The following is a 17,016-nucleotide window of genomic DNA, read 5'->3' as shown; positions in this document are numbered from 1 at the left end:
CATGCATAGCAAATCCACTCACGATATAGCGGCGCCATTTAGCCGCCGTGGCGTTCTCGCCGCGACCGCCGGACTGATGCTTGGTCTGGCTTCCATTTCTGGTGCGAAAGCCGCGGACGACACCATCAAGGTCGGCGTGCTTCACTCCCTCTCCGGCACCATGGCCATCAGCGAAACCACGCTGAAGGACACCATCCTCTTCCTGATCGACGAGCAGAACAAGAAGGGCGGCGTCAACGGCAAGAAGCTCGAAGCCGTGGTCGTCGATCCCGCTTCGAACTGGCCGCTGTTCGCCGAGAAGGCGCGCGAGCTGATCACCAAGGACAAGGTCTCGGTCGTGTTCGGCTGCTGGACCTCGGTGTCGCGCAAGTCGGTGCTCCCGGTGTTCAAGGAGCTGAACAGCATCCTGTTCTACCCCGTGCAGTACGAGGGCGAGGAGAGCGAGCGCAACGTGTTCTACACCGGCGCCGCGCCGAACCAGCAGGCAATCCCCGCCGTCGACTATCTGATGAAGGACGAGAAGGTGAAGCGCTGGGTGCTCGCGGGCACCGACTACGTCTATCCGCGCACCACCAACAAGATCCTGGAAGCCTATCTGAAGTCCAAGGGTGTCGCCCAGGAAGACATCATGATCAACTACACGCCGTTCGGTCATTCCGACTGGCAGACGATCGTGGCCGACATCAAGAAGTTCGGCTCGGCCGGCAAGAAGACCGCTGTGGTCTCGACCATCAACGGCGACGCCAACGTTCCTTTCTACAAGGAGCTCGGCAACCAGGGCATCAAGGCGAAGGACATCCCGGTCGTCGCGTTCTCGGTGGGTGAGGAAGAACTCGCCGGCATCGACACCAAGCCGCTGCTCGGCCATCTCGCCGCCTGGAACTATTTCCAGTCGATCAAGTCGCCGGAGAACGAGAAGTTCATCAAGGCGTGGCAGACCTACACCGAGAATCCGAAGCGCGTGACCAACGATCCGATGGAAGCGCACGTGATCGGCTTCGACATGTGGATCAAGGCGGTCGAGAAGGTGAAGTCGACCGATCCGGACAAGGTGATCGATGCGCTCCCCGGCATCGAAGCCAAGAACCTGACCGGCGGCACCTCCAAGATGCTTCCGAACCATCACATCACCAAGCCGGTGTTCATTGGCGAAATCAAAGCCAACGGCCAGTTCGACGTGGTGTGGAAGACCCCGGGTCTTGTCGCGGGCGACGCCTGGTCGAAGGAGCTCGACGGCTCCAAGGACCTGGTCGGCGACTGGGTCGGCAAGAAGTGCGGTAACTTCAACACCAAAACCAACAAGTGCCTCGGTTCGGGCTCCTGATCCGGATCTGACGCTCCATTGCACGATCGGAGAAGGCGGCGATCCCGCCGCCTTCTCCACCCTTTTCTGCCGGGGTCTTTCACAGTGCCAGCCAATTTGTCCGCCCGCCTCTGTTCGCTCCTGCTCTCGTTCTTCCTGATCGCGTTCGCACTGCCGGCCTTGGCCGGCCCGTTCGAGGATGCGGTCGCCAAATTCGCCAACGACGATTATTCCGACACGGAGGAGGCGATCGGCGTGGTCGCAAGCAGCGGCAATACGCTGGCCTTTCCGATCATCAGCGCGCTCCAGGACGGCCGGCTCATGGCCGACCCTGATAGCAAGAAGGTTTACGTCAGCGGCACCGACGGCAAGTCGATCGATGCCACGACCGGTCAGGCCGTGGCCAGCGTGCCCGACAGTGCGAGCGCGGTCCGCCTCAACAACCGCCTTCGCCGCAGCGTCGATGCGGCGATCGGCAGCCTGACGCTGCAGTCACCCGACATCGGAGCGCGGCTCCAGGCCGCGCAATCCGTCTTCAAGTCGCATGAGGAGACGTCGCTCGAAGCGGTCGATGGCGCGCTCGCCAAGGAAACCAACCGATCCGTCAAGGCTGCGCTGGGCGACGCCCGCGCGGCGATCCTGTTGTTCAAGCCGGATGCCACCGAGCTCGAGAAGCTCGAAGCCGTTGCCACCATCAAGGCGCGCGGCGACCAGGAGGCGATGGCGCTGCTGACCGGCATGGGCGACCAGCCGGCCTCGGTGACCAAGGCTGCCGCGAGCGCAATCGGCTCGATCCAGAGTTCGCTCGCGGTCTGGTCGATGGTGCAGAATGCCTGGTACGGCCTCTCGCTCGGTTCGGTGCTGCTGCTTGCTGCGATCGGGCTTGCCATCACGTTCGGCGTGATGGGCGTCATCAACATGGCCCATGGCGAGATGGTGATGATCGGGGCCTACACCACCTTCGTGGTGCAGGAGGTGATCCGTACCCGCTATCCCGTCCTGTTCGACTATTCGCTGCTGATCGCCGTGCCGCTCGCCTTCCTGGTGGCCGGCGCGCTCGGCGTCGTGATCGAGCGCAGCATCATCCGCTTTCTCTATGGCCGTCCGCTGGAGACGCTGCTGGCGACCTGGGGCCTGTCGCTGGTGCTGCAGCAGGCCGTGCGCACCATGTTCGGCCCGACCAACCGCGAGGTCGGCAACCCCTCCTGGATGAGCGGCGCGTTTGAGATCGGCCAGATCACGGTCACCTATAACCGGCTCTGGATCCTTGTCTTCACGCTCGCGGTGTTCGTCATTCTGCTCGCGATGCTGCGCTACACGGCACTCGGGCTCGAGATGCGCGCGGTGACACAGAACCGGCGCATGGCGGCTTCGATGGGCATCGCCACTTCGCGGGTCGACGCGCTGACTTTTGGTCTCGGCTCGGGCATTGCGGGCATCGCCGGCGTGGCGCTGTCGCAGATCGACAATGTCAGCCCCAATCTCGGCCAGAGCTACATCATCGACAGCTTCATGGTCGTGGTGTTCGGTGGCGTCGGCAATCTCTGGGGCACGCTGGTCGGCGCCTTCACGCTCGGCATCGCCAACAAATTCCTGGAGCCGGTCGCCGGCGCCGTGCTCGGCAAGATCGCCATCCTCGTTCTCATCATCCTGTTCATTCAAAAACGGCCGCGCGGCCTGTTCGCGCTCAAGGGCCGCGCGGTGGAAGCATGACCCCTCACATGCTGACGCGATCGCTGGACCGCGGCGCGACCATCTTCCTTGCCATCGTCGTGGCCTGCGGCATCCTCATCCCGCTCTCCAACCTGCTGCTGCCCGCAGGTTCGTTCCTGCAAGTGCCGACCTATCTCGTCGCGCTCTGGGGCAAATATGTCTGCTACGCGATCCTGGCGCTCTCGATCGACCTGATCTGGGGCTATTGCGGCATCCTCTCGCTCGGTCACGGTGCCTTCTTCGCGCTCGGCGGCTACGCGATGGGCATGTACCTGATGCGGCAGATCGGCAGCCGCGGCGTCTACGGCAATCCGATTCTGCCGGACTTCATGGTGTTCCTGAACTATTCGAAGCTGCCCTGGTACTGGTACGGCTTTGACATGTTCTGGTTTGCCGCGCTGATGGTGCTGATCGTGCCGGGCCTGCTCGCCTTTTCCTTCGGCTGGCTCGCCTTCCGCTCGCGCGTCACTGGCGTGTATCTGTCAATCATCACCCAGGCGATGACCTATGCACTGCTGCTCGCCTTTTTCCGCAACGATTTCGGCTTCGGCGGCAACAACGGCATGACCGACTTCAAGGACATCTTGGGCTTCAACGTGCAGGCCGAGGGCACGCGTGCTGCGCTGTTCGCGCTGAGCTGCCTGGCGCTGATCGCCGGCTTTCTGATCTGCCGCGCCATCGTCTCGTCCAAGCTCGGCAAGGTGCTGATCGCCGTGCGCGATGCGGAATCGCGCACGCGCTTCCTCGGCTACCGGGTCGAATCCTACAAGCTGTTCGTGTTCACAGTGTCGGCCTGCATGGCCGGCGTCGCCGGCGCGCTCTATGTGCCGCAGGTCGGCATCATCAACCCGAGCGAATTCGCGCCGGGCAATTCGATCGAGGCCGTGATCTGGGTCGCGGTCGGCGGCCGCGGTACGCTGGTCGGCGCCGCGCTCGGCGCCGTCGTCGTCAACTACGCAAAGACGTTCTTCACCTCCGGCATGCTCGCGCCCTACTGGCTGTTCATGCTGGGTGCCATGTTCATCCTGGTAACGTTGCTGCTGCCTAAGGGCATCGTCGGCACTTTCAACGCCTGGTGGGACTCGTCGAAGGAAAGGCGCGACGCCGCGACCATTGCGAGCGCCGCGGCCGAAGACGGCGTCACCCAACCCAAAATGGCGGAGGAGGCGCAATGAACGTCATGGACACCCGCGCGACCTCCGCAATGCTGTATCTCGACGGTGTGCACGTCTCGTTCGACGGCTTCCACGCCATCAACAACCTCTCGTTGACGCTCGAGCCCGGCGAGATGCGCGCCATCATCGGCCCGAACGGCGCCGGCAAGACCACGATGATGGACATCATCACCGGAAAGACCAAGCCCGACGAAGGCACCGTGCTGTTCGACGGAGTCACCGATCTGACGCGACTGGACGAGACCCGCATCGCCGAGCTCGGCATCGGCCGTAAATTCCAGAAGCCGACCGTGTTCGAGAGCCAGACCGTGCAGGACAATTTGCTGCTCGCGCTCAATGTCGACCACAGCGTCAAGGGTACGCTGTTCTGGCGCGGCAGCCGGGCGGAGGCCGAGCAGATCGACAAGGTGCTGGAGACGATCCGCCTCACCGATGCCCGCAACCGTCTCGCCGGCAGCCTCAGCCACGGCCAGAAGCAGTGGCTCGAGATCGGCATGCTGCTCGCCCAGGATCCGAAACTACTGCTCGTCGACGAGCCCGTCGCCGGCATGACCGACGTCGAGACGCATCTCACCGCCGAGCTGCTCAAGGAAATCAACAAGACCCACACCGTGATGGTGGTCGAGCACGACATGACATTCGTGCGCGAGCTCGGCGTCAAGGTCACTTGCTTGCACGAGGGTACCGTGCTCGCGGAAGGCACCATCGACCAGGTCTCGTCCAACGAGCGGGTCATCGAAGTTTATCTGGGGCGCTGAGCGATGCTTGAGGTCAAGGACATCAACCTGTTCTACGGCGCGGCGCAGGCACTACGCGGCGTGTCGATTGCGGCCGAGCCCGGCAAGGTCACCTGCGTGCTCGGGCGCAACGGCGTCGGCAAGACCTCGCTCCTGCGTGCCATGGTCGGGCAGTACCCGATCTCCTCGGGCGCCATCGTGCTCGACGGCAACGATATCACGGGCCTGAAACCCTATGAGCGCGCGCGCAAGGGTATCGGCTTCGTGCCGCAGGGGCGCGAGATATTTCCGCTTCTGACGGTCGAGGAGAATCTCAAGACCGGCTTCGGGCCGCTCAGGCGCGAGGACAAGCACATTCCGGACGACGTGTACTCCCTGTTTCCGGTGCTGCAATCCATGCTCGGACGGCGTGGCGGCGATCTCTCCGGCGGCCAGCAGCAACAGCTCGCGATCGGGCGCGCGCTGGTGATGCGGCCGAAGCTGCTGCTGCTCGACGAGCCGACCGAGGGCATCCAGCCCTCGATCATCAAGGACATCGGCCGTGCCATCTCGTACCTGCGCAATCTCGGCAACATCGCCATCGTGCTGGTCGAACAATATCTCGACTTTGCCTGCGAACTCGGCGACAGTTTTGCGGTGATGGATCGCGGCGCGGTGAAGTTCACCTGCGACCGCTCCAATCTCGACGCGAGCGAAATCAGCCGCCAGATGGCGCTGTAGGCCATTCTGCCGCGACCGGCTGGGGGGCGGATGCGCAGCGACGTTCTAACGGCATCTTCGGTGTTCGACGCCAACCGTGCCCGCGGCGCGGTGCGCTTCGACGTCCACGCGCGCGACGGTGTGACACGTCGCGGGATATTGCATGAGTCCGGCTCCCTGCGCGTGCGCTTCCCTTCGCCGGAGGACGAGGGGCTCTCCGGCGTGTTCGTCAACACGGCCGGTGGTGTCGCCGGCGGCGATCGCTTCGACATCGAGATCGCTGCCGCAGATGGTTCGAAGCTGACGCTGACGACGGCGGCCGCGGAAAAGGTCTATCGCGCGCCCGGTCAGGCGGCGGAGCTCAATATCGCACTGAACGTTGCCGCAGGCGCACATCTCGGCTGGCTGCCGCAGGAGACGATCCTGTTCGACCGCGCGCGCGTGCGTCGTCGCTTCGACATAGACCTCGATGCGACTGCCTCGCTCCTGCTGTGCGAGATCGTGGTGTTCGGCCGTACCGCGATGGGCGAACGGATGGAGCAGGGTGAGTTCGTCGATCGCTGGCGGCTGCGTCGCGGCGGCAAGCTAGTGTTCGCCGAGACCGTCAGGCTCGACGGCAATATTGGCGCAAAGCTTGCGCGATCGGCGGTGGCCAGGGGCGGCGCTGCGATTGGCACGGCGCTGATCGTGCCCGGCGACGAGGCCCTGATCGAGCGCATCCGCGAGGCCTCGGAATCCTTCGCCAGCGAGGTCGGGATATCCGCCTGGAATGGCTTTGCAATGGCGCGGTTCTGTGCCCAAGATGCGGCGCGTCTGCGCGCAGACATGATGACCGTGCTGGCGCGCACCGGCGCGGCGCTGCCGCGGCTCTGGTTGAATTGACGAAGTGAACGGAAGAGATTTCGTATGAACCTGTCTCCTCGCGAAAAGGACAAGCTTCTGATCTCGATGGCGGCGATCGTGGCCCGCCGCCGGCTGGATCGCGGCGTCAAGCTCAACCATCCGGAGGCGATCGCGCTCATCTCCGATTTCATCCTCGAAGGCGCGCGGGATGGCCGCACCGTCGCCGAGTTGATGCAATCGGGTGCGCAGGTTCTCACCCGCGACCAGGTGATGCCGGGCATTCCCGAGATGATCCACGACATCCAGGTCGAGGCGACGTTTCCGGACGGGACCAAGCTCGTCACTGTGCACGAGCCGATCAGGTAGGAGCGAAGCATGATCCCCGGCGAACTCTTCATCCAGGACGGCGAGATCGAGCTCAACGCCGGCCGCAAGACGGTGACGCTGACGGTCGCCAACACCGGCGACCGCCCGATCCAGGTCGGCTCGCACTACCATTTCTTCGAGACCAACCCGGCCCTGAAGTTCGACCGCAAGAAGGCCCGCGGCATGCGCCTCGACATCGCCGCCGGCACCGCGGTCCGCTTCGAGCCCGGCCAGACCCGCGACGTCCAACTCGTCGCGGTGGCCGGCAAGAAGACCATCTACGGCTTCCGCGGCGACGTGATGGGGAAGCTGTGAATTCCACAGGAACGAGCGTGGCGCGGCATGGTTGAGGCGAAAACGGAGGACTTTGCCATGCTGTCACCTGTCCGCCTCGTCTCCGAAGCCGCCGAACTCGCCGCGCGCCGTCACAACGGCATGGCGCGCAAGGGCCGCGGTCATGAGCCTTACATCAACCACCTCGCCGAGGTCGCGAACCTGCTTGCGACCGCGACCGACGGCGCCGACGCCGAACTGGTTGCAGCCGGCTGGCTGCATGATGCGATCGAGGACACCGACACCACGCGCGAGGAGCTCGCGCAAAAATTCTCCGACCGTGTCGCGTCGCTTGTCGACGAGTGCACCGACGATATGAGCCTGTCGAAGCCGGAGCGGCGGCGGCGTCAGGTGCTCGACGCACCGAAAAAATCGGCTGGCGCCAGGCTGATCAAGATCGCCGACAAGATCAGCAATATCGGCGCGCGCGTACATTCGGATCCGACGGCCGAGGAACGTGACGATCTCGTCGATTATACCGACTGGGCCGAACAGGTTGTCGCTGGTTGCCGCGGCGGTAACTCTTGGCTCGATACGACCTTCGACGACATGGTGCTCACAGCGAGAACCTCTCTGTGAGCACCGATCCAGAATTCAAACGCAAACGGGGCTTGTGATGTCCGTCAAAATAAAGCGTTCCGTCTATGCCGACATGTTCGGCCCGACCACCGGCGACAAGGTGCGGCTGGCCGACACGGATCTCATCATCGAGGTCGAGAAGGACTTCACCAGCTACGGCGAGGAAGTGAAGTTCGGCGGCGGCAAGGTGATCCGCGACGGCATGGGCCAGTCGCAGGTCACCAACAGGCAGGGCGCGGCCGACACAGTCATCACCAATGCGCTGATCGTCGATCACTGGGGCATCGTGAAGGCCGACGTCGCGATCAAGGACGGCATGATCGCCGGCATCGGCAAGGCCGGCAATCCCGACATCCAGCCCGGTGTCACCATCATCATCGGCCCCGGCACGGACGTGATCGCGGGTGAAGGCAAGATCCTCACCGCGGGCGGCTTCGACAGCCACATCCATTTCATCTGTCCGCAGCAGATCGAGCACGCGCTGATGTCGGGCGTCACCTCGATGCTAGGGGGCGGCACCGGCCCCTCGCACGGCACGTTCGCCACCACCTGCACGCCGGGGCCGTGGCACATGGGGCGGATGATCCAATCGTTCGACGCATTCCCGGTCAATCTCGGCGTCTCCGGCAAGGGCAACGCCTCGCGGCCCGCCGCGCTGGTCGAGATGATCAAGGCCGGCGCCTGTGCGCTGAAGCTGCACGAAGACTGGGGCACCACGCCTGCCGCGATCGACAATTGCCTGTCGGTCGCCGACGACTACGACATCCAGGTGATGATCCACACCGACACGCTCAACGAATCCGGCTTCGTCGAGGATACGATCAAGGCGTTCAAAGGCCGCACCATCCACGCCTTCCACACCGAGGGCGCCGGCGGCGGTCACGCCCCCGATATCATCAAGGTCGCAGGGCTGAAGAACGTGCTGCCGTCCTCGACCAACCCGACGCGGCCCTTCACGCGCAACACCATCGACGAGCATCTGGACATGCTGATGGTGTGCCACCACCTCGATCCCTCGATCGCGGAAGACCTGGCGTTCGCCGAAAGCCGCATTCGCAAGGAGACCATCGCGGCCGAGGACATCCTGCATGATCTCGGCGCGCTCTCGATGATCTCCTCGGACTCCCAGGCCATGGGCCGCCTCGGCGAGGTCATCATCCGGACCTGGCAGACCGCCGACAAGATGAAGAAGCAGCGCGGTTCGCTGCCGCAGGACAAGGGCAAGGACAACGACAATTTCCGCGTCAAGCGCTACATCGCCAAATACACGATCAATCCCGCGATCGCCCATGGCGTTTCGAAGCTGATCGGCTCGGTGGAGAAGGGCAAGCTCGCCGATCTCGTGCTGTGGTCGCCGGCCTTCTTCGGCGTCAAGCCGGATTGCGTCGTCAAGGGCGGCATGATCGTCGCCGCTCCCATGGGCGATCCCAACGCCTCGATCCCGACCCCGCAGCCGGTGCATTATCAGCCGATGTTCGGCGCCTTCGGCAAGGCGCGCACCGCGTCCTCGGTGGTGTTCACCTCGAAGGCCGCCATCACCGGCGGCCTCGCGCGTAAGCTCGGCATCGACAAGAAGCTCTATGCGGTCCAGAACACCCGCGGAAAAATCTCGAAGAAAAGCATGATCCACAACGACGCCACGCCCAATATCGAGGTCGATCCTGAGACCTATGAGGTCCGCGCCGACGGCGAGCTTTTGACCTGCGCCCCCGCCGAGGTGCTGCCGATGGCGCAGCGATATTTCATGTACTGAAATAGCGCCTCAACGCATGTCCCAGGACCATGTCCTGGTCGCATATCCGGGAGCGGCTTTTCCGGGTTTTGCGTTCGATCCCGCCTGGTCTAAGGTCCCGCCCGGTATCTGAAGCCCAGAAGAAAAGCCGGGAGGATTTCTCGTGATCTACGTCGTCGCCACCTTGACCATCAAGCCTGAAACGCGCGCCGAATTCATTGCAGCCGCCACCGCCTGCATCAAGGAGACGCGGAAAGAGCCCGGCAATATCGCCTATGATCTGCATGAGAGCGTCACCGATCCCGCCAAGATGGTGTTCGTCGAGCAGTGGGAGAATGCCGAGGCGCTGGTGCCGCATCGCGCCATGGAGCACATGAAGACGTTCGGCCGCGTCGCGGTGAAGTGTTTTACGGCGCCGCCGAAGATCGAAGTGATCACGCCCGAGAAGGTCGAGACACGGTAACGGGGTAAACGCGGATGATCCGGGCGACGCAGGTCAGGGGACAACACCGCTTCGCGGAAGCGCCGGCGGATACGGTCGTGCTCGATTTCGACGATCGGCACCGCCGCCGCATGGCAATGACGGGGACGCGGGGACTCGAGTTCCTGCTCGACCTGGAGAATGCCGTCGCGCTGCGCGGCGGCGATGCGCTGGTGTTGGAGGACGGCCGGCTGGTCGAGGTGGTCGCTGCGCCCGAGCCGCTGCTCGAGATCCGCGGCCACGATCCGCACCACCTTATTCGTGTCGGCTGGCATCTCGGCAATCGCCATCTGCCGACGCAGATCATGGCCAAGAGCCTGCGCATCCGCCGCGACCACGTCATCGAAGCCATGGTGAAGGGCCTCGGCGCGCGCGTGATCGAGATCGAGGCGCCGTTCGATCCCGAAGGCGGCGCCTATGCGGATGCCGGACATGCGCATGGACACGACGACCACGCGCATCACGATCACGGCCACGATGATCATCACGGTCATGATCACCATCATGATCATGCCGCACATGGCGACGGTCACGATCACCATCACCACCACGACGAGCATTGCGATCACCCGGACCATCACCACGGCCACAAGCATGCTCATGACCACAAATGAGCCGGTCGCGGCCCGCGACCTCGCGGAGTGCGAGGCGGCGGCGCTGTACCGGTTGATGACCTGGCTGTCGCCGGCGTTTCCCGTCGGGGGCTTTTCCTACTCCAGCGGCATCGAATGGGCGGTCGAAGCCGGTGACATCAACGACACCGCGTCGCTGGCGGACTGGCTCGATGCGATGCTTCGCGATGGCTCTGGCTTCTGCGATGCGACGTTTCTGGTCCACGCCTATCGCGCCACTGAAGCGGGCGAGGGCGACACCTTGGGCGATATCGCCGAGCTCGCCGCGGCCTTCGTGCCGTCGCGCGAGCGGCAGCTGGAGACGACATCGCAGGGCCGTGCCTTCATCGACATCGCCCGCGCCGCGTGGGATGCAGACGGGCTGGATGCGATGGTTGCGGCATGCCGTACGCCACTGGTCTATCCCGTTGCCGTTGGCGTGGTCGCTGCGATGCACGGCGTGCCGCTGGCGCCGACGCTGCACGCCTTCCTGCATGCGCTGGTCTCGAACTGGATTTCCGCGGCCAGCCGGCTCATTCCGCTCGGCCAGACCGACAGCCAGCGCGTGCTGGTGAGGCTGGAAGCCGCGGTTGCCGCGACGGCGAATCGTGCGCTGAATGCGACATTGGACGATGTCGGCGGCGCGACGTTCCGCGCCGACCTCGCCAGCGTGCGGCACGAGACGCAATATACGCGGCTGTTCAGATCTTGAGCGGGTTCGTCGCTTTCACTGTCGTCCTGGCGAAAGCCAGGACCCATAACCACGGGTGCGCGTGGTTATGCACAGATGTGGCTGCAGCGTGCCGTGACAATCGGATTCAGTGGTAACGGGTCCTGGCTTTCGCCAGGACGACGATAGGAAAAAAAGCAATGGCTACATCTCACGGCCCCTTGCGTGTCGGCATCGGCGGTCCGGTCGGATCGGGCAAGACTGCGCTGATGGACCTGCTCTGCAAGACCATGCGCGAGCGCTACGACATCGCCGCGATCACCAACGACATCTACACCAAATGGGATGCGGAATTCCTGGTACGCTCGGGCTCGCTGACGCCGGATCGCATTGCCGGGGTCGAGACCGGCGGCTGCCCGCACACCGCGATCCGCGAGGACGCCTCGATGAATCTCGCCGCGGTGGCGGATATGCGCGCCAAGTTTCCCGGACTCGATCTCGTGCTGATCGAATCCGGCGGTGATAACCTCGCTGCCACTTTTTCCCCGGAGCTCGCCGATCTCACCATTTACGTCATCGACGTGGCGGCCGGCGACAAGATCCCGTCCAAGGGCGGCCCCGGCATCACCCGGTCCGACCTCCTTGTCATCAACAAGATCGACTTGGCGCCCCATGTCGGCGCCTCCCTGGAAAAGATGGAGACGGACGCCAGGCGGATGCGCGGCGAGCGGCCGTTCGTCATGACCAACCTGAAAAAGAGCCAGGGGCTGGACCGCATCATCGGCTTCATTGAGGCCAAAGGCGGCTTGAAACGGGCCGGCTGACCGGCGCGACGACCTAACGCAGGCGTTTCCCCCGTTAACACCGTGGGCAGAGCCGTGTCCGCGGAACAAATTTCGGTCACGGCAATTGATTACCTCCGGTGCCCGGAGCAAATCCAACTCGGCCGGACCATCGGCGGGCCGATTTAAGCTTCTCAGGCGACCAAGTTGCGTACCGATGCCTCCTCCTTCATTATCTCGGCGATTGGGGTTCACCCTGTTTCGGCACGTGCCCGTTCGAGCGGCGTCCATATGCTCCGTATTTATTGCCGACCTCCTGCTTTCGCCTGAGTAGTCGCGTGGTCCGGCTGGGTTTCATCATCGGCTTCATTGCTCTTCTCGGGGCCTTGCTCTCCGGGCTTGCGGCTTATCGCGTCCACGACCAGGAGCTGGCGCTGGACCGGATCGCGCTGGCGCGCGCGATCGATGTCCATGCGAGCCTGGTCCAGGACCGGCTCACCGAGCGCGAACTGCTCGCGCGGGTTGCCTCCGGCCTGTTCCGGGCGCCGTCGGTGCTCAAGCCCAACATGCTCGAGCCGCTGCGCTCGGCCATCTACGCCTTCAAGACCGATTTCGTGGTGGCGGGCTGGGTCGCCCGCCTGAAGCCGAACGAGCTTGCCGCAGCACAAGCCGCGATCGCGAGCGCCGGCTTCCCCAATCCGCGAATCCGCAGCTATGAGGACAAGCCGATCGATCCGGCAGGTGTCACCCAGCCGATCGATGTGCTGATGGATCTCGAGCCGCGCAGCAACGAGACCAAGGGGCTGCCCGGCCGCAGTTACGACCAGGATCAGGTGCGCGGCGCCATGCTGGCGCGCGCCAGAGTGGAGAAGAGGTCGGTTGCCTCAGAACCGGTTGCCCTCCTGCGTGGCGACGGGTCGATCGGCATCATTGTGGCGGCTCCCGTCATCCCGGAGGGCGCGACGGAGCCGGCGGGCTTCATCACATTTTCCTATGAGCTCTCTTCCCTGATGCTGACCAACGACGACATGTCGTTGTTCGCGGTTGCGCTGAAGGATCCGCGCCGGGAGGGTGGCGAGTTGGTCGCCAACGATCAAGGCGTGGTCTCGGCCCGCCCGACAGCGGCCGATGGGCCGGCGCCGTCGGCGACGCGCACGGTGAGCTTCGGTGGTCGCGACTGGCAGCTCGGCTATTACGCCAAGACCAATTCGGCGCGCCGCGCCGAGCAGACTGCGATCATCGTGGCGGCGATCGGCCTTGCGATCACCGCGATGGTGTGCGGCCTGTTCGGCTATGTCGCCTACAACAATTTGCGGCTCAGCCGGGAAATCCAGGTCAGAATCGGCTTCGAGCGCCGGCTGACGGCTGTCATCGACGAGCTCAACCATCGGGTCAAAAACATCCTGGCGGTGATCCAGTCGATCGTGACCCGCACGCTGCGCCATGGCTCCGACATCGATGTCGCGCGCGAGCTCCTGATCGGCCGCATCCACGCCATGTCCAACGTCGTCTCGCTGCTCAGCGAGAGCCAGTGGCAGGGTGTCAAGCTGAAGGGCCTGTTCGAGGCGCGCGCCATCCCGCATGCCGACCGCATTGCCGTCACCGGTCCTGATATCGCAGTCAGCGCGCGCGCGGCGCAGAGTCTGTCGCTGCTGTTCTTCGAGCTCGCCTCGCACTCCGACGAGGGCCTGTCGCTTGTCGGCAAGCATCCGCACATCACTGCCAATTGGACGGTGACGAACGAGGGGTCCGGCGAGGTCTTCTATTTCCGCTGGGAGGAGTTCAACACCAGCGAAGCGACGCGCCGCCCCGATTCCGACTTCGGCCTGATCCTGCTCGACCGCGTCGCGCCCGAGGCGCTCGGCGGCACCGCCAAGCGCTATTTCACCGATGTCTCCTATGTCTACGAGCTGACCGCGCCGATGGAGACGGTCGAGGACATGACCGAGCGCGACCGCACCGACAAGCTGTCAGCACCGATCCGGCCTGCGCGGTAATTCGAGGCTAGCTCTTCGGCCGCAGCACGAGGTCAACCAGGGTCCGCGCGTAGGCCGGCGTGATCGGCGCGATGCCGAAGACGTAGCGGTAGAACAGGCTGCCATAGATCGCGTCGTAGAGATCCTGGGGCGGTGCTTCCGCCAGAATGCTGCCGTCGTTCTGGCCCGCGGCGATCATCTCGATCAGCGCGTCGCGGCGGAATTGCAGGTAGCGGGCGTAGAACAGCTCCGCCGAGCCGGTCTTGGAGATGCATTCGGAGATGACGGCGAGCTGGACCTTGCCGAACTCGCCCTGGAGGGCTTCGGCATAGGCGGCGGCATGGCGGCGTGCGCGCGCGGCGGGGCTGCCCGAGCTTGCATGCGGCAGCGGCAGCATCTGCGCGGCATGGTGAAGAAAGGCGTCGATCAGCAAGGCTTCGCGCGACGGCCACCATTTGTAGATCGTCATCTTGGAGACGCTGGAGTGGCGCGCGATCGCGTCAATGGTGGTGGCGGCAAGGCCGGTAGTGGCCATCAGCGCATAGGCGCTTTGGAGAATGGCGTTGGTGGTCTCGATCGACCTTGGCCGGCCGCGCCGGGGCGCGCCGTCGGCTCCCTCATCCCCGCCATTCGCCATCACCACGCCCGGCCTCCCCATGCAATCCGCTGCCGCTCCGCATAGCCCAGCCGTAATGGCCGGCCTAGGGGAATCGGAAGGTGCCGGGTTAGGCCTGTTGCCGCAAGGCCGCGGGCAGGTCCTGCCGCTTCGACCAGGCGATGTAATATGCGACCGCGGCCATCGCCGCGAAGCCGGCCAGGCTCACGGCAATCTGCATCACCACCAAATTGGCGCCGGTGATCAGGATGAGATGGCCGGCAAACGACAGGAACACGCCGACGCAGAACACCGCGAGCCATTCCTCGCCGCATCTGATCACCGCCTGAAGCGGCTTCAGTCGCAGGCCGGGATGATCGGCCGGGACGAAATATGTCGCGAGGAAAGCGAGCGCGAGGAAGTGGACCACGCGATAGGGGGCGAGGTCTTCCTTGTCGGTCGGCGTGATGGTGTTGAGCGCGATATCCGGCAAATAGGCCGCTAGCGTCGGCGAGTGTCGCATCAGCGTGATTGCCATCGCGAATACGAGATAGGCGCCTGCGAGCACGCGCAGCCAGGACAGGCCATGCAGCGCGCGGCCCGACGTGCCGGTCACGGCAAACCAGCCGCCCAGCACCATCAGCATCTGCCAGCAGAACGGGTTGAAGGTCCACTCCTGGTCCGGATAAACCCGGAAATTCCAGCCGAACCAGCGCGCCGCAACGTACAGCGCGACCGACGCCGCCAGCGTCAGGTTCGGACGCCGCAACAGCCCCCACAGCGCGAGTGGAAGGAGGGCCATCAGCGGGATCATCAGCTGAAGAAGATCGAGGTTCAGCGGCTCTTCCTGAAGCACCAGTCCGCGTATCAGGATCCGCAGCGGATGCTCGATGATGCCCGAGATGTTGTATTCGTTGATGATCTCGGGCGCCATCGATTGCGAGGCGACATAGGCGATGGCGTCGATGTAGATCACGAACAGGACGACATAGGCGGCGTAGAGCCGCCACATGCGCTGGAAGATGCGCGTCGCCGCGACGACGTAGCCGCGCTCCAGGGCGATCTTGCCGTGAATGATGGCCATGCCATAGCCGGCCACGAACACGAACAAGTCTGCGGCGCCGCTGAAGCCGAAATTGCGCAGCGTCAGCAAATTGACGACGTTGTTCGGGATGTGGTCGACGAAAACCGACCAGTTGGCGATACCGAGCGTCAAATAGAGCCGGGGGTCGTGTTGAAATGCGGCGAGGTTCGCCTGGACGGACGGTTTCATCGAAAAAATGGCTTTTGGAATCAGGGGCGCTGCTTTTAGCGGCAACCGCCTGCCTATCCGAGTAGCGTTTGCGTGATGGCGCAGGCAAACGGCGCGAAATTGGCGCGGGGCCGCCGGTGCCGATTGGATAGGCGCGTTCGCGGGACCCGTGACGAAATTTTCTAACCCGGTAGCTGCTACTCGGCAGGCTCAGCCGAGGCCTCGTCGGGTACGCCGGCGCGGCTCGCCATGAGTCCGAGGGCGACGCCGCCGATCGCCAGGATCGGCAACAGCCGCTTGATCCCGATGGCGCGAACGATCTGGAGACCGGTGGCGAGCAGCATGGGGTCCGCGAGCATGCTCGAGGCCGCCGATTTCGTGGCGCGCTCGGCCGCGATATGAGCTTGCTTGCGCAGCTGCCGTTTGTAGACCCAATAGCTCACCGCCGCGGTGAGGGTCAGCAGAAAGAAAATGCCCGCACCGGCGAGGCAGGCCTGCACCGGACCATATTTGTTGAGCACCGAAATGAATGCCGCCGCGCACAGGAAGCACGTGGTGATGAAGAGTGCGAACGCCGCGCCTGCTGCCAGCGAGGTCAGCCGCACAGTGGTGCCGGTGGATGCGCTGATCCCGTCGATGATGCGCTGAAACATGGTCTTGCTCCTCAGATCCCCACAAGCCGGCACCGGCGGCGCCGCTGCGCCACCGTCTCGATACCCGTTCGCGATCTCAGCGACGCCAGACCGCGCCGATCAGGAAGCCGATGCCGAGCGCAAGCCCGACGGTCGCGAGCGGCCGCTGCGTGATCGCGTCCTCCAGCGTCTCCTCGATCGAGCCGTAGGCCTCCTGTGCCGCGCCCATCATCGCGCTGCCGCGTTCCGACATGTCGTCGATCGCGGAATCCACGTTTTCGCGCGCTTGGCTATAGCCGCGGCGGGCTTGCTTGCTGGAGGAGTTGGCAAAAGTATTGAGCGCGTCGGTGATCTGATCAGTGAGGGCGGCGATATCGCTTTTCACGGCTGCTACATCCTTCTCGAGGCGTTCTCTGGTGGCTTTGTCGGTCCAGTCTCTCATCCCGGCTTCGGCATTGGTGGTGGACATCAGGGGCTCCGGGCTGTTGACGGTTGAGACAGCCGGGAAACGTTTCGTCGTGGTGTAAGTTCCGTTCA

At 64.1% G+C, this 17,016-nt stretch carries 19 protein-coding genes; 15 read left to right on the top strand and 4 right to left on the bottom strand.

Translation table 11 applies throughout. The annotated features are described in order from the left end of the window. Nucleotide 1 precedes the first annotated feature (1 nt). The 15 genes from urtA (at nucleotide 2) to IVB54_RS34745 (ending at nucleotide 14,021) form a co-directional block, all read left to right on the top strand. Nucleotides 2-1,324 carry an urea ABC transporter substrate-binding protein gene (gene urtA, locus IVB54_RS34815; protein ID WP_247776945.1) on the top strand — a complete coding sequence of 441 codons (1,323 nt, stop codon included), beginning with the start codon at nucleotides 2-4 and terminating at the stop codon, nucleotides 1,322-1,324. A gap of 84 nt (nucleotides 1,325-1,408) precedes the next feature. After that, entirely contained in the window at nucleotides 1,409-3,016 is a 1,608-nt protein-coding gene (urtB, locus tag IVB54_RS34810) for an urea ABC transporter permease subunit UrtB (RefSeq protein WP_018454671.1), read from the top strand. Beyond that, a complete protein-coding gene (gene urtC / locus IVB54_RS34805; protein ID WP_026232788.1) occupies nucleotides 3,013-4,191 on the top strand; it encodes an urea ABC transporter permease subunit UrtC in 1,179 nt (392 codons plus the stop codon). Before urtB ends, urtC begins: the two co-directional genes overlap by 4 nt. Then, nucleotides 4,188-4,949, top strand: coding sequence for an urea ABC transporter ATP-binding protein UrtD (urtD, locus tag IVB54_RS34800; RefSeq protein ID WP_018454669.1), 762 nt, complete (start codon nucleotides 4,188-4,190; stop codon nucleotides 4,947-4,949). The genes urtC and urtD overlap by 4 nt, the downstream gene beginning before the upstream one ends. Before the next feature lie 3 nt (nucleotides 4,950-4,952). Continuing rightward, nucleotides 4,953-5,648 carry an urea ABC transporter ATP-binding subunit UrtE gene (gene urtE / locus IVB54_RS34795; RefSeq protein ID WP_007599806.1) on the top strand — a complete coding sequence of 232 codons (696 nt, stop codon included), beginning with the start codon at nucleotides 4,953-4,955 and terminating at the stop codon, nucleotides 5,646-5,648. Nucleotides 5,649-5,678: 30 nt separating this feature from the next. Further along, nucleotides 5,679-6,509, top strand: a complete 831-nt coding sequence (locus tag IVB54_RS34790; protein ID WP_018454668.1) for an urease accessory protein UreD — start codon at nucleotides 5,679-5,681, stop codon at nucleotides 6,507-6,509. A 24-nt stretch (nucleotides 6,510-6,533) separates the two neighbouring features. Further along, on the top strand, nucleotides 6,534-6,836 hold the full coding sequence (locus IVB54_RS34785) for an urease subunit gamma (RefSeq protein ID WP_018454667.1): 303 nt from the start codon (nucleotides 6,534-6,536) through the stop codon (nucleotides 6,834-6,836). A 9-nt stretch (nucleotides 6,837-6,845) separates the two neighbouring features. Further along, nucleotides 6,846-7,151: an urease subunit beta gene (locus IVB54_RS34780; protein WP_007599812.1), complete on the top strand. Its 306-nt coding sequence runs from the start codon at nucleotides 6,846-6,848 to the stop codon at nucleotides 7,149-7,151. A gap of 57 nt (nucleotides 7,152-7,208) precedes the next feature. Then, nucleotides 7,209-7,748, top strand: coding sequence for an HD domain-containing protein (locus IVB54_RS34775; RefSeq protein ID WP_026232787.1), 540 nt, complete (start codon nucleotides 7,209-7,211; stop codon nucleotides 7,746-7,748). 37 nt (nucleotides 7,749-7,785) lie between these two features. Continuing rightward, nucleotides 7,786-9,501 carry an urease subunit alpha gene (ureC, locus tag IVB54_RS34770; RefSeq protein WP_018454665.1) on the top strand — a complete coding sequence of 572 codons (1,716 nt, stop codon included), beginning with the start codon at nucleotides 7,786-7,788 and terminating at the stop codon, nucleotides 9,499-9,501. A gap of 142 nt (nucleotides 9,502-9,643) precedes the next feature. Further along, a complete protein-coding gene (locus tag IVB54_RS34765) occupies nucleotides 9,644-9,943 on the top strand; it encodes a putative quinol monooxygenase (RefSeq protein ID WP_007599815.1) in 300 nt (99 codons plus the stop codon). Nucleotides 9,944-9,957: 14 nt separating this feature from the next. After that, on the top strand, nucleotides 9,958-10,575 hold the full coding sequence (locus tag IVB54_RS34760) for an urease accessory protein UreE (RefSeq protein WP_018454664.1): 618 nt from the start codon (nucleotides 9,958-9,960) through the stop codon (nucleotides 10,573-10,575). Beyond that, nucleotides 10,556-11,284, top strand: a complete 729-nt coding sequence (locus tag IVB54_RS34755) for an urease accessory protein UreF (protein ID WP_018454663.1) — start codon at nucleotides 10,556-10,558, stop codon at nucleotides 11,282-11,284. The genes IVB54_RS34760 and IVB54_RS34755 overlap by 20 nt, the downstream gene beginning before the upstream one ends. A gap of 158 nt (nucleotides 11,285-11,442) precedes the next feature. Next, nucleotides 11,443-12,066: an urease accessory protein UreG gene (ureG, locus tag IVB54_RS34750; RefSeq protein ID WP_026232785.1), complete on the top strand. Its 624-nt coding sequence runs from the start codon at nucleotides 11,443-11,445 to the stop codon at nucleotides 12,064-12,066. Nucleotides 12,067-12,362: 296 nt separating this feature from the next. Next, nucleotides 12,363-14,021, top strand: coding sequence for an HWE histidine kinase domain-containing protein (locus tag IVB54_RS34745; RefSeq protein ID WP_018454661.1), 1,659 nt, complete (start codon nucleotides 12,363-12,365; stop codon nucleotides 14,019-14,021). Between the two features lie 7 nt (nucleotides 14,022-14,028). Here the strand turns inward: IVB54_RS34745 and IVB54_RS34740 are convergent, their stop codons facing one another. The 4 genes from IVB54_RS34740 to IVB54_RS34725 form a co-directional block, all read right to left on the bottom strand. Continuing rightward, on the bottom strand, nucleotides 14,029-14,658 hold the full coding sequence (locus IVB54_RS34740) for a TetR/AcrR family transcriptional regulator (RefSeq protein ID WP_026232784.1): 630 nt from the start codon (nucleotides 14,656-14,658) through the stop codon (nucleotides 14,029-14,031). 67 nt (nucleotides 14,659-14,725) lie between these two features. Then, nucleotides 14,726-15,868: an OpgC domain-containing protein gene (locus tag IVB54_RS34735; protein WP_018454659.1), complete on the bottom strand. Its 1,143-nt coding sequence runs from the start codon at nucleotides 15,866-15,868 to the stop codon at nucleotides 14,726-14,728. Nucleotides 15,869-16,044: 176 nt separating this feature from the next. After that, nucleotides 16,045-16,500: a hypothetical protein gene (locus IVB54_RS34730; protein ID WP_018454658.1), complete on the bottom strand. Its 456-nt coding sequence runs from the start codon at nucleotides 16,498-16,500 to the stop codon at nucleotides 16,045-16,047. A gap of 76 nt (nucleotides 16,501-16,576) precedes the next feature. Next, nucleotides 16,577-16,948 carry a DUF883 family protein gene (locus IVB54_RS34725; RefSeq protein ID WP_026232783.1) on the bottom strand — a complete coding sequence of 124 codons (372 nt, stop codon included), beginning with the start codon at nucleotides 16,946-16,948 and terminating at the stop codon, nucleotides 16,577-16,579. Between the last annotated feature and the right edge of the window lie 68 nt (nucleotides 16,949-17,016).

Source organism: Bradyrhizobium sp. CW1 (assembly GCF_023100665.1).
Lineage (GTDB): Bacteria > Pseudomonadota > Alphaproteobacteria > Rhizobiales > Xanthobacteraceae > Bradyrhizobium > Bradyrhizobium canariense_D.
Note: the sequence above shows the minus strand (reverse complement) of the source record. Positions and strands in the feature narration are given on the sequence as shown.

What these genes read in the sequence shown, in the direction of transcription:
- ureG (WP_026232785.1), top strand. Translation starts at nt 11,443, where the DNA reads ATGGCTACATCTCACGGCCCCTTGCGTGTCGGCATCGGCGGTCCGGTC.
- IVB54_RS34780 (WP_007599812.1), top strand. Translation starts at nt 6,846, where the DNA reads ATGATCCCCGGCGAACTCTTCATCCAGGACGGCGAGATCGAGCTCAAC.
- IVB54_RS34785 (WP_018454667.1), top strand. Translation starts at nt 6,534, where the DNA reads ATGAACCTGTCTCCTCGCGAAAAGGACAAGCTTCTGATCTCGATGGCG.
- urtE (WP_007599806.1), top strand. Translation starts at nt 4,953, where the DNA reads ATGCTTGAGGTCAAGGACATCAACCTGTTCTACGGCGCGGCGCAGGCA.
- urtC (WP_026232788.1), top strand. Translation starts at nt 3,013, where the DNA reads ATGACCCCTCACATGCTGACGCGATCGCTGGACCGCGGCGCGACCATC.
- IVB54_RS34740 (WP_026232784.1), bottom strand. Translation starts at nt 14,658, where the DNA reads ATGGGGAGGCCGGGCGTGGTGATGGCGAATGGCGGGGATGAGGGAGCC.
- IVB54_RS34790 (WP_018454668.1), top strand. Translation starts at nt 5,679, where the DNA reads ATGCGCAGCGACGTTCTAACGGCATCTTCGGTGTTCGACGCCAACCGT.
- IVB54_RS34775 (WP_026232787.1), top strand. Translation starts at nt 7,209, where the DNA reads ATGCTGTCACCTGTCCGCCTCGTCTCCGAAGCCGCCGAACTCGCCGCG.
- urtA (WP_247776945.1), top strand. Translation starts at nt 2, where the DNA reads ATGCATAGCAAATCCACTCACGATATAGCGGCGCCATTTAGCCGCCGT.
- IVB54_RS34760 (WP_018454664.1), top strand. Translation starts at nt 9,958, where the DNA reads ATGATCCGGGCGACGCAGGTCAGGGGACAACACCGCTTCGCGGAAGCG.
- IVB54_RS34735 (WP_018454659.1), bottom strand. Translation starts at nt 15,868, where the DNA reads ATGAAACCGTCCGTCCAGGCGAACCTCGCCGCATTTCAACACGACCCC.
- IVB54_RS34755 (WP_018454663.1), top strand. Translation starts at nt 10,556, where the DNA reads ATGCTCATGACCACAAATGAGCCGGTCGCGGCCCGCGACCTCGCGGAG.
- urtD (WP_018454669.1), top strand. Translation starts at nt 4,188, where the DNA reads ATGAACGTCATGGACACCCGCGCGACCTCCGCAATGCTGTATCTCGAC.
- ureC (WP_018454665.1), top strand. Translation starts at nt 7,786, where the DNA reads ATGTCCGTCAAAATAAAGCGTTCCGTCTATGCCGACATGTTCGGCCCG.
- IVB54_RS34725 (WP_026232783.1), bottom strand. Translation starts at nt 16,948, where the DNA reads ATGTCCACCACCAATGCCGAAGCCGGGATGAGAGACTGGACCGACAAA.
- IVB54_RS34730 (WP_018454658.1), bottom strand. Translation starts at nt 16,500, where the DNA reads ATGTTTCAGCGCATCATCGACGGGATCAGCGCATCCACCGGCACCACT.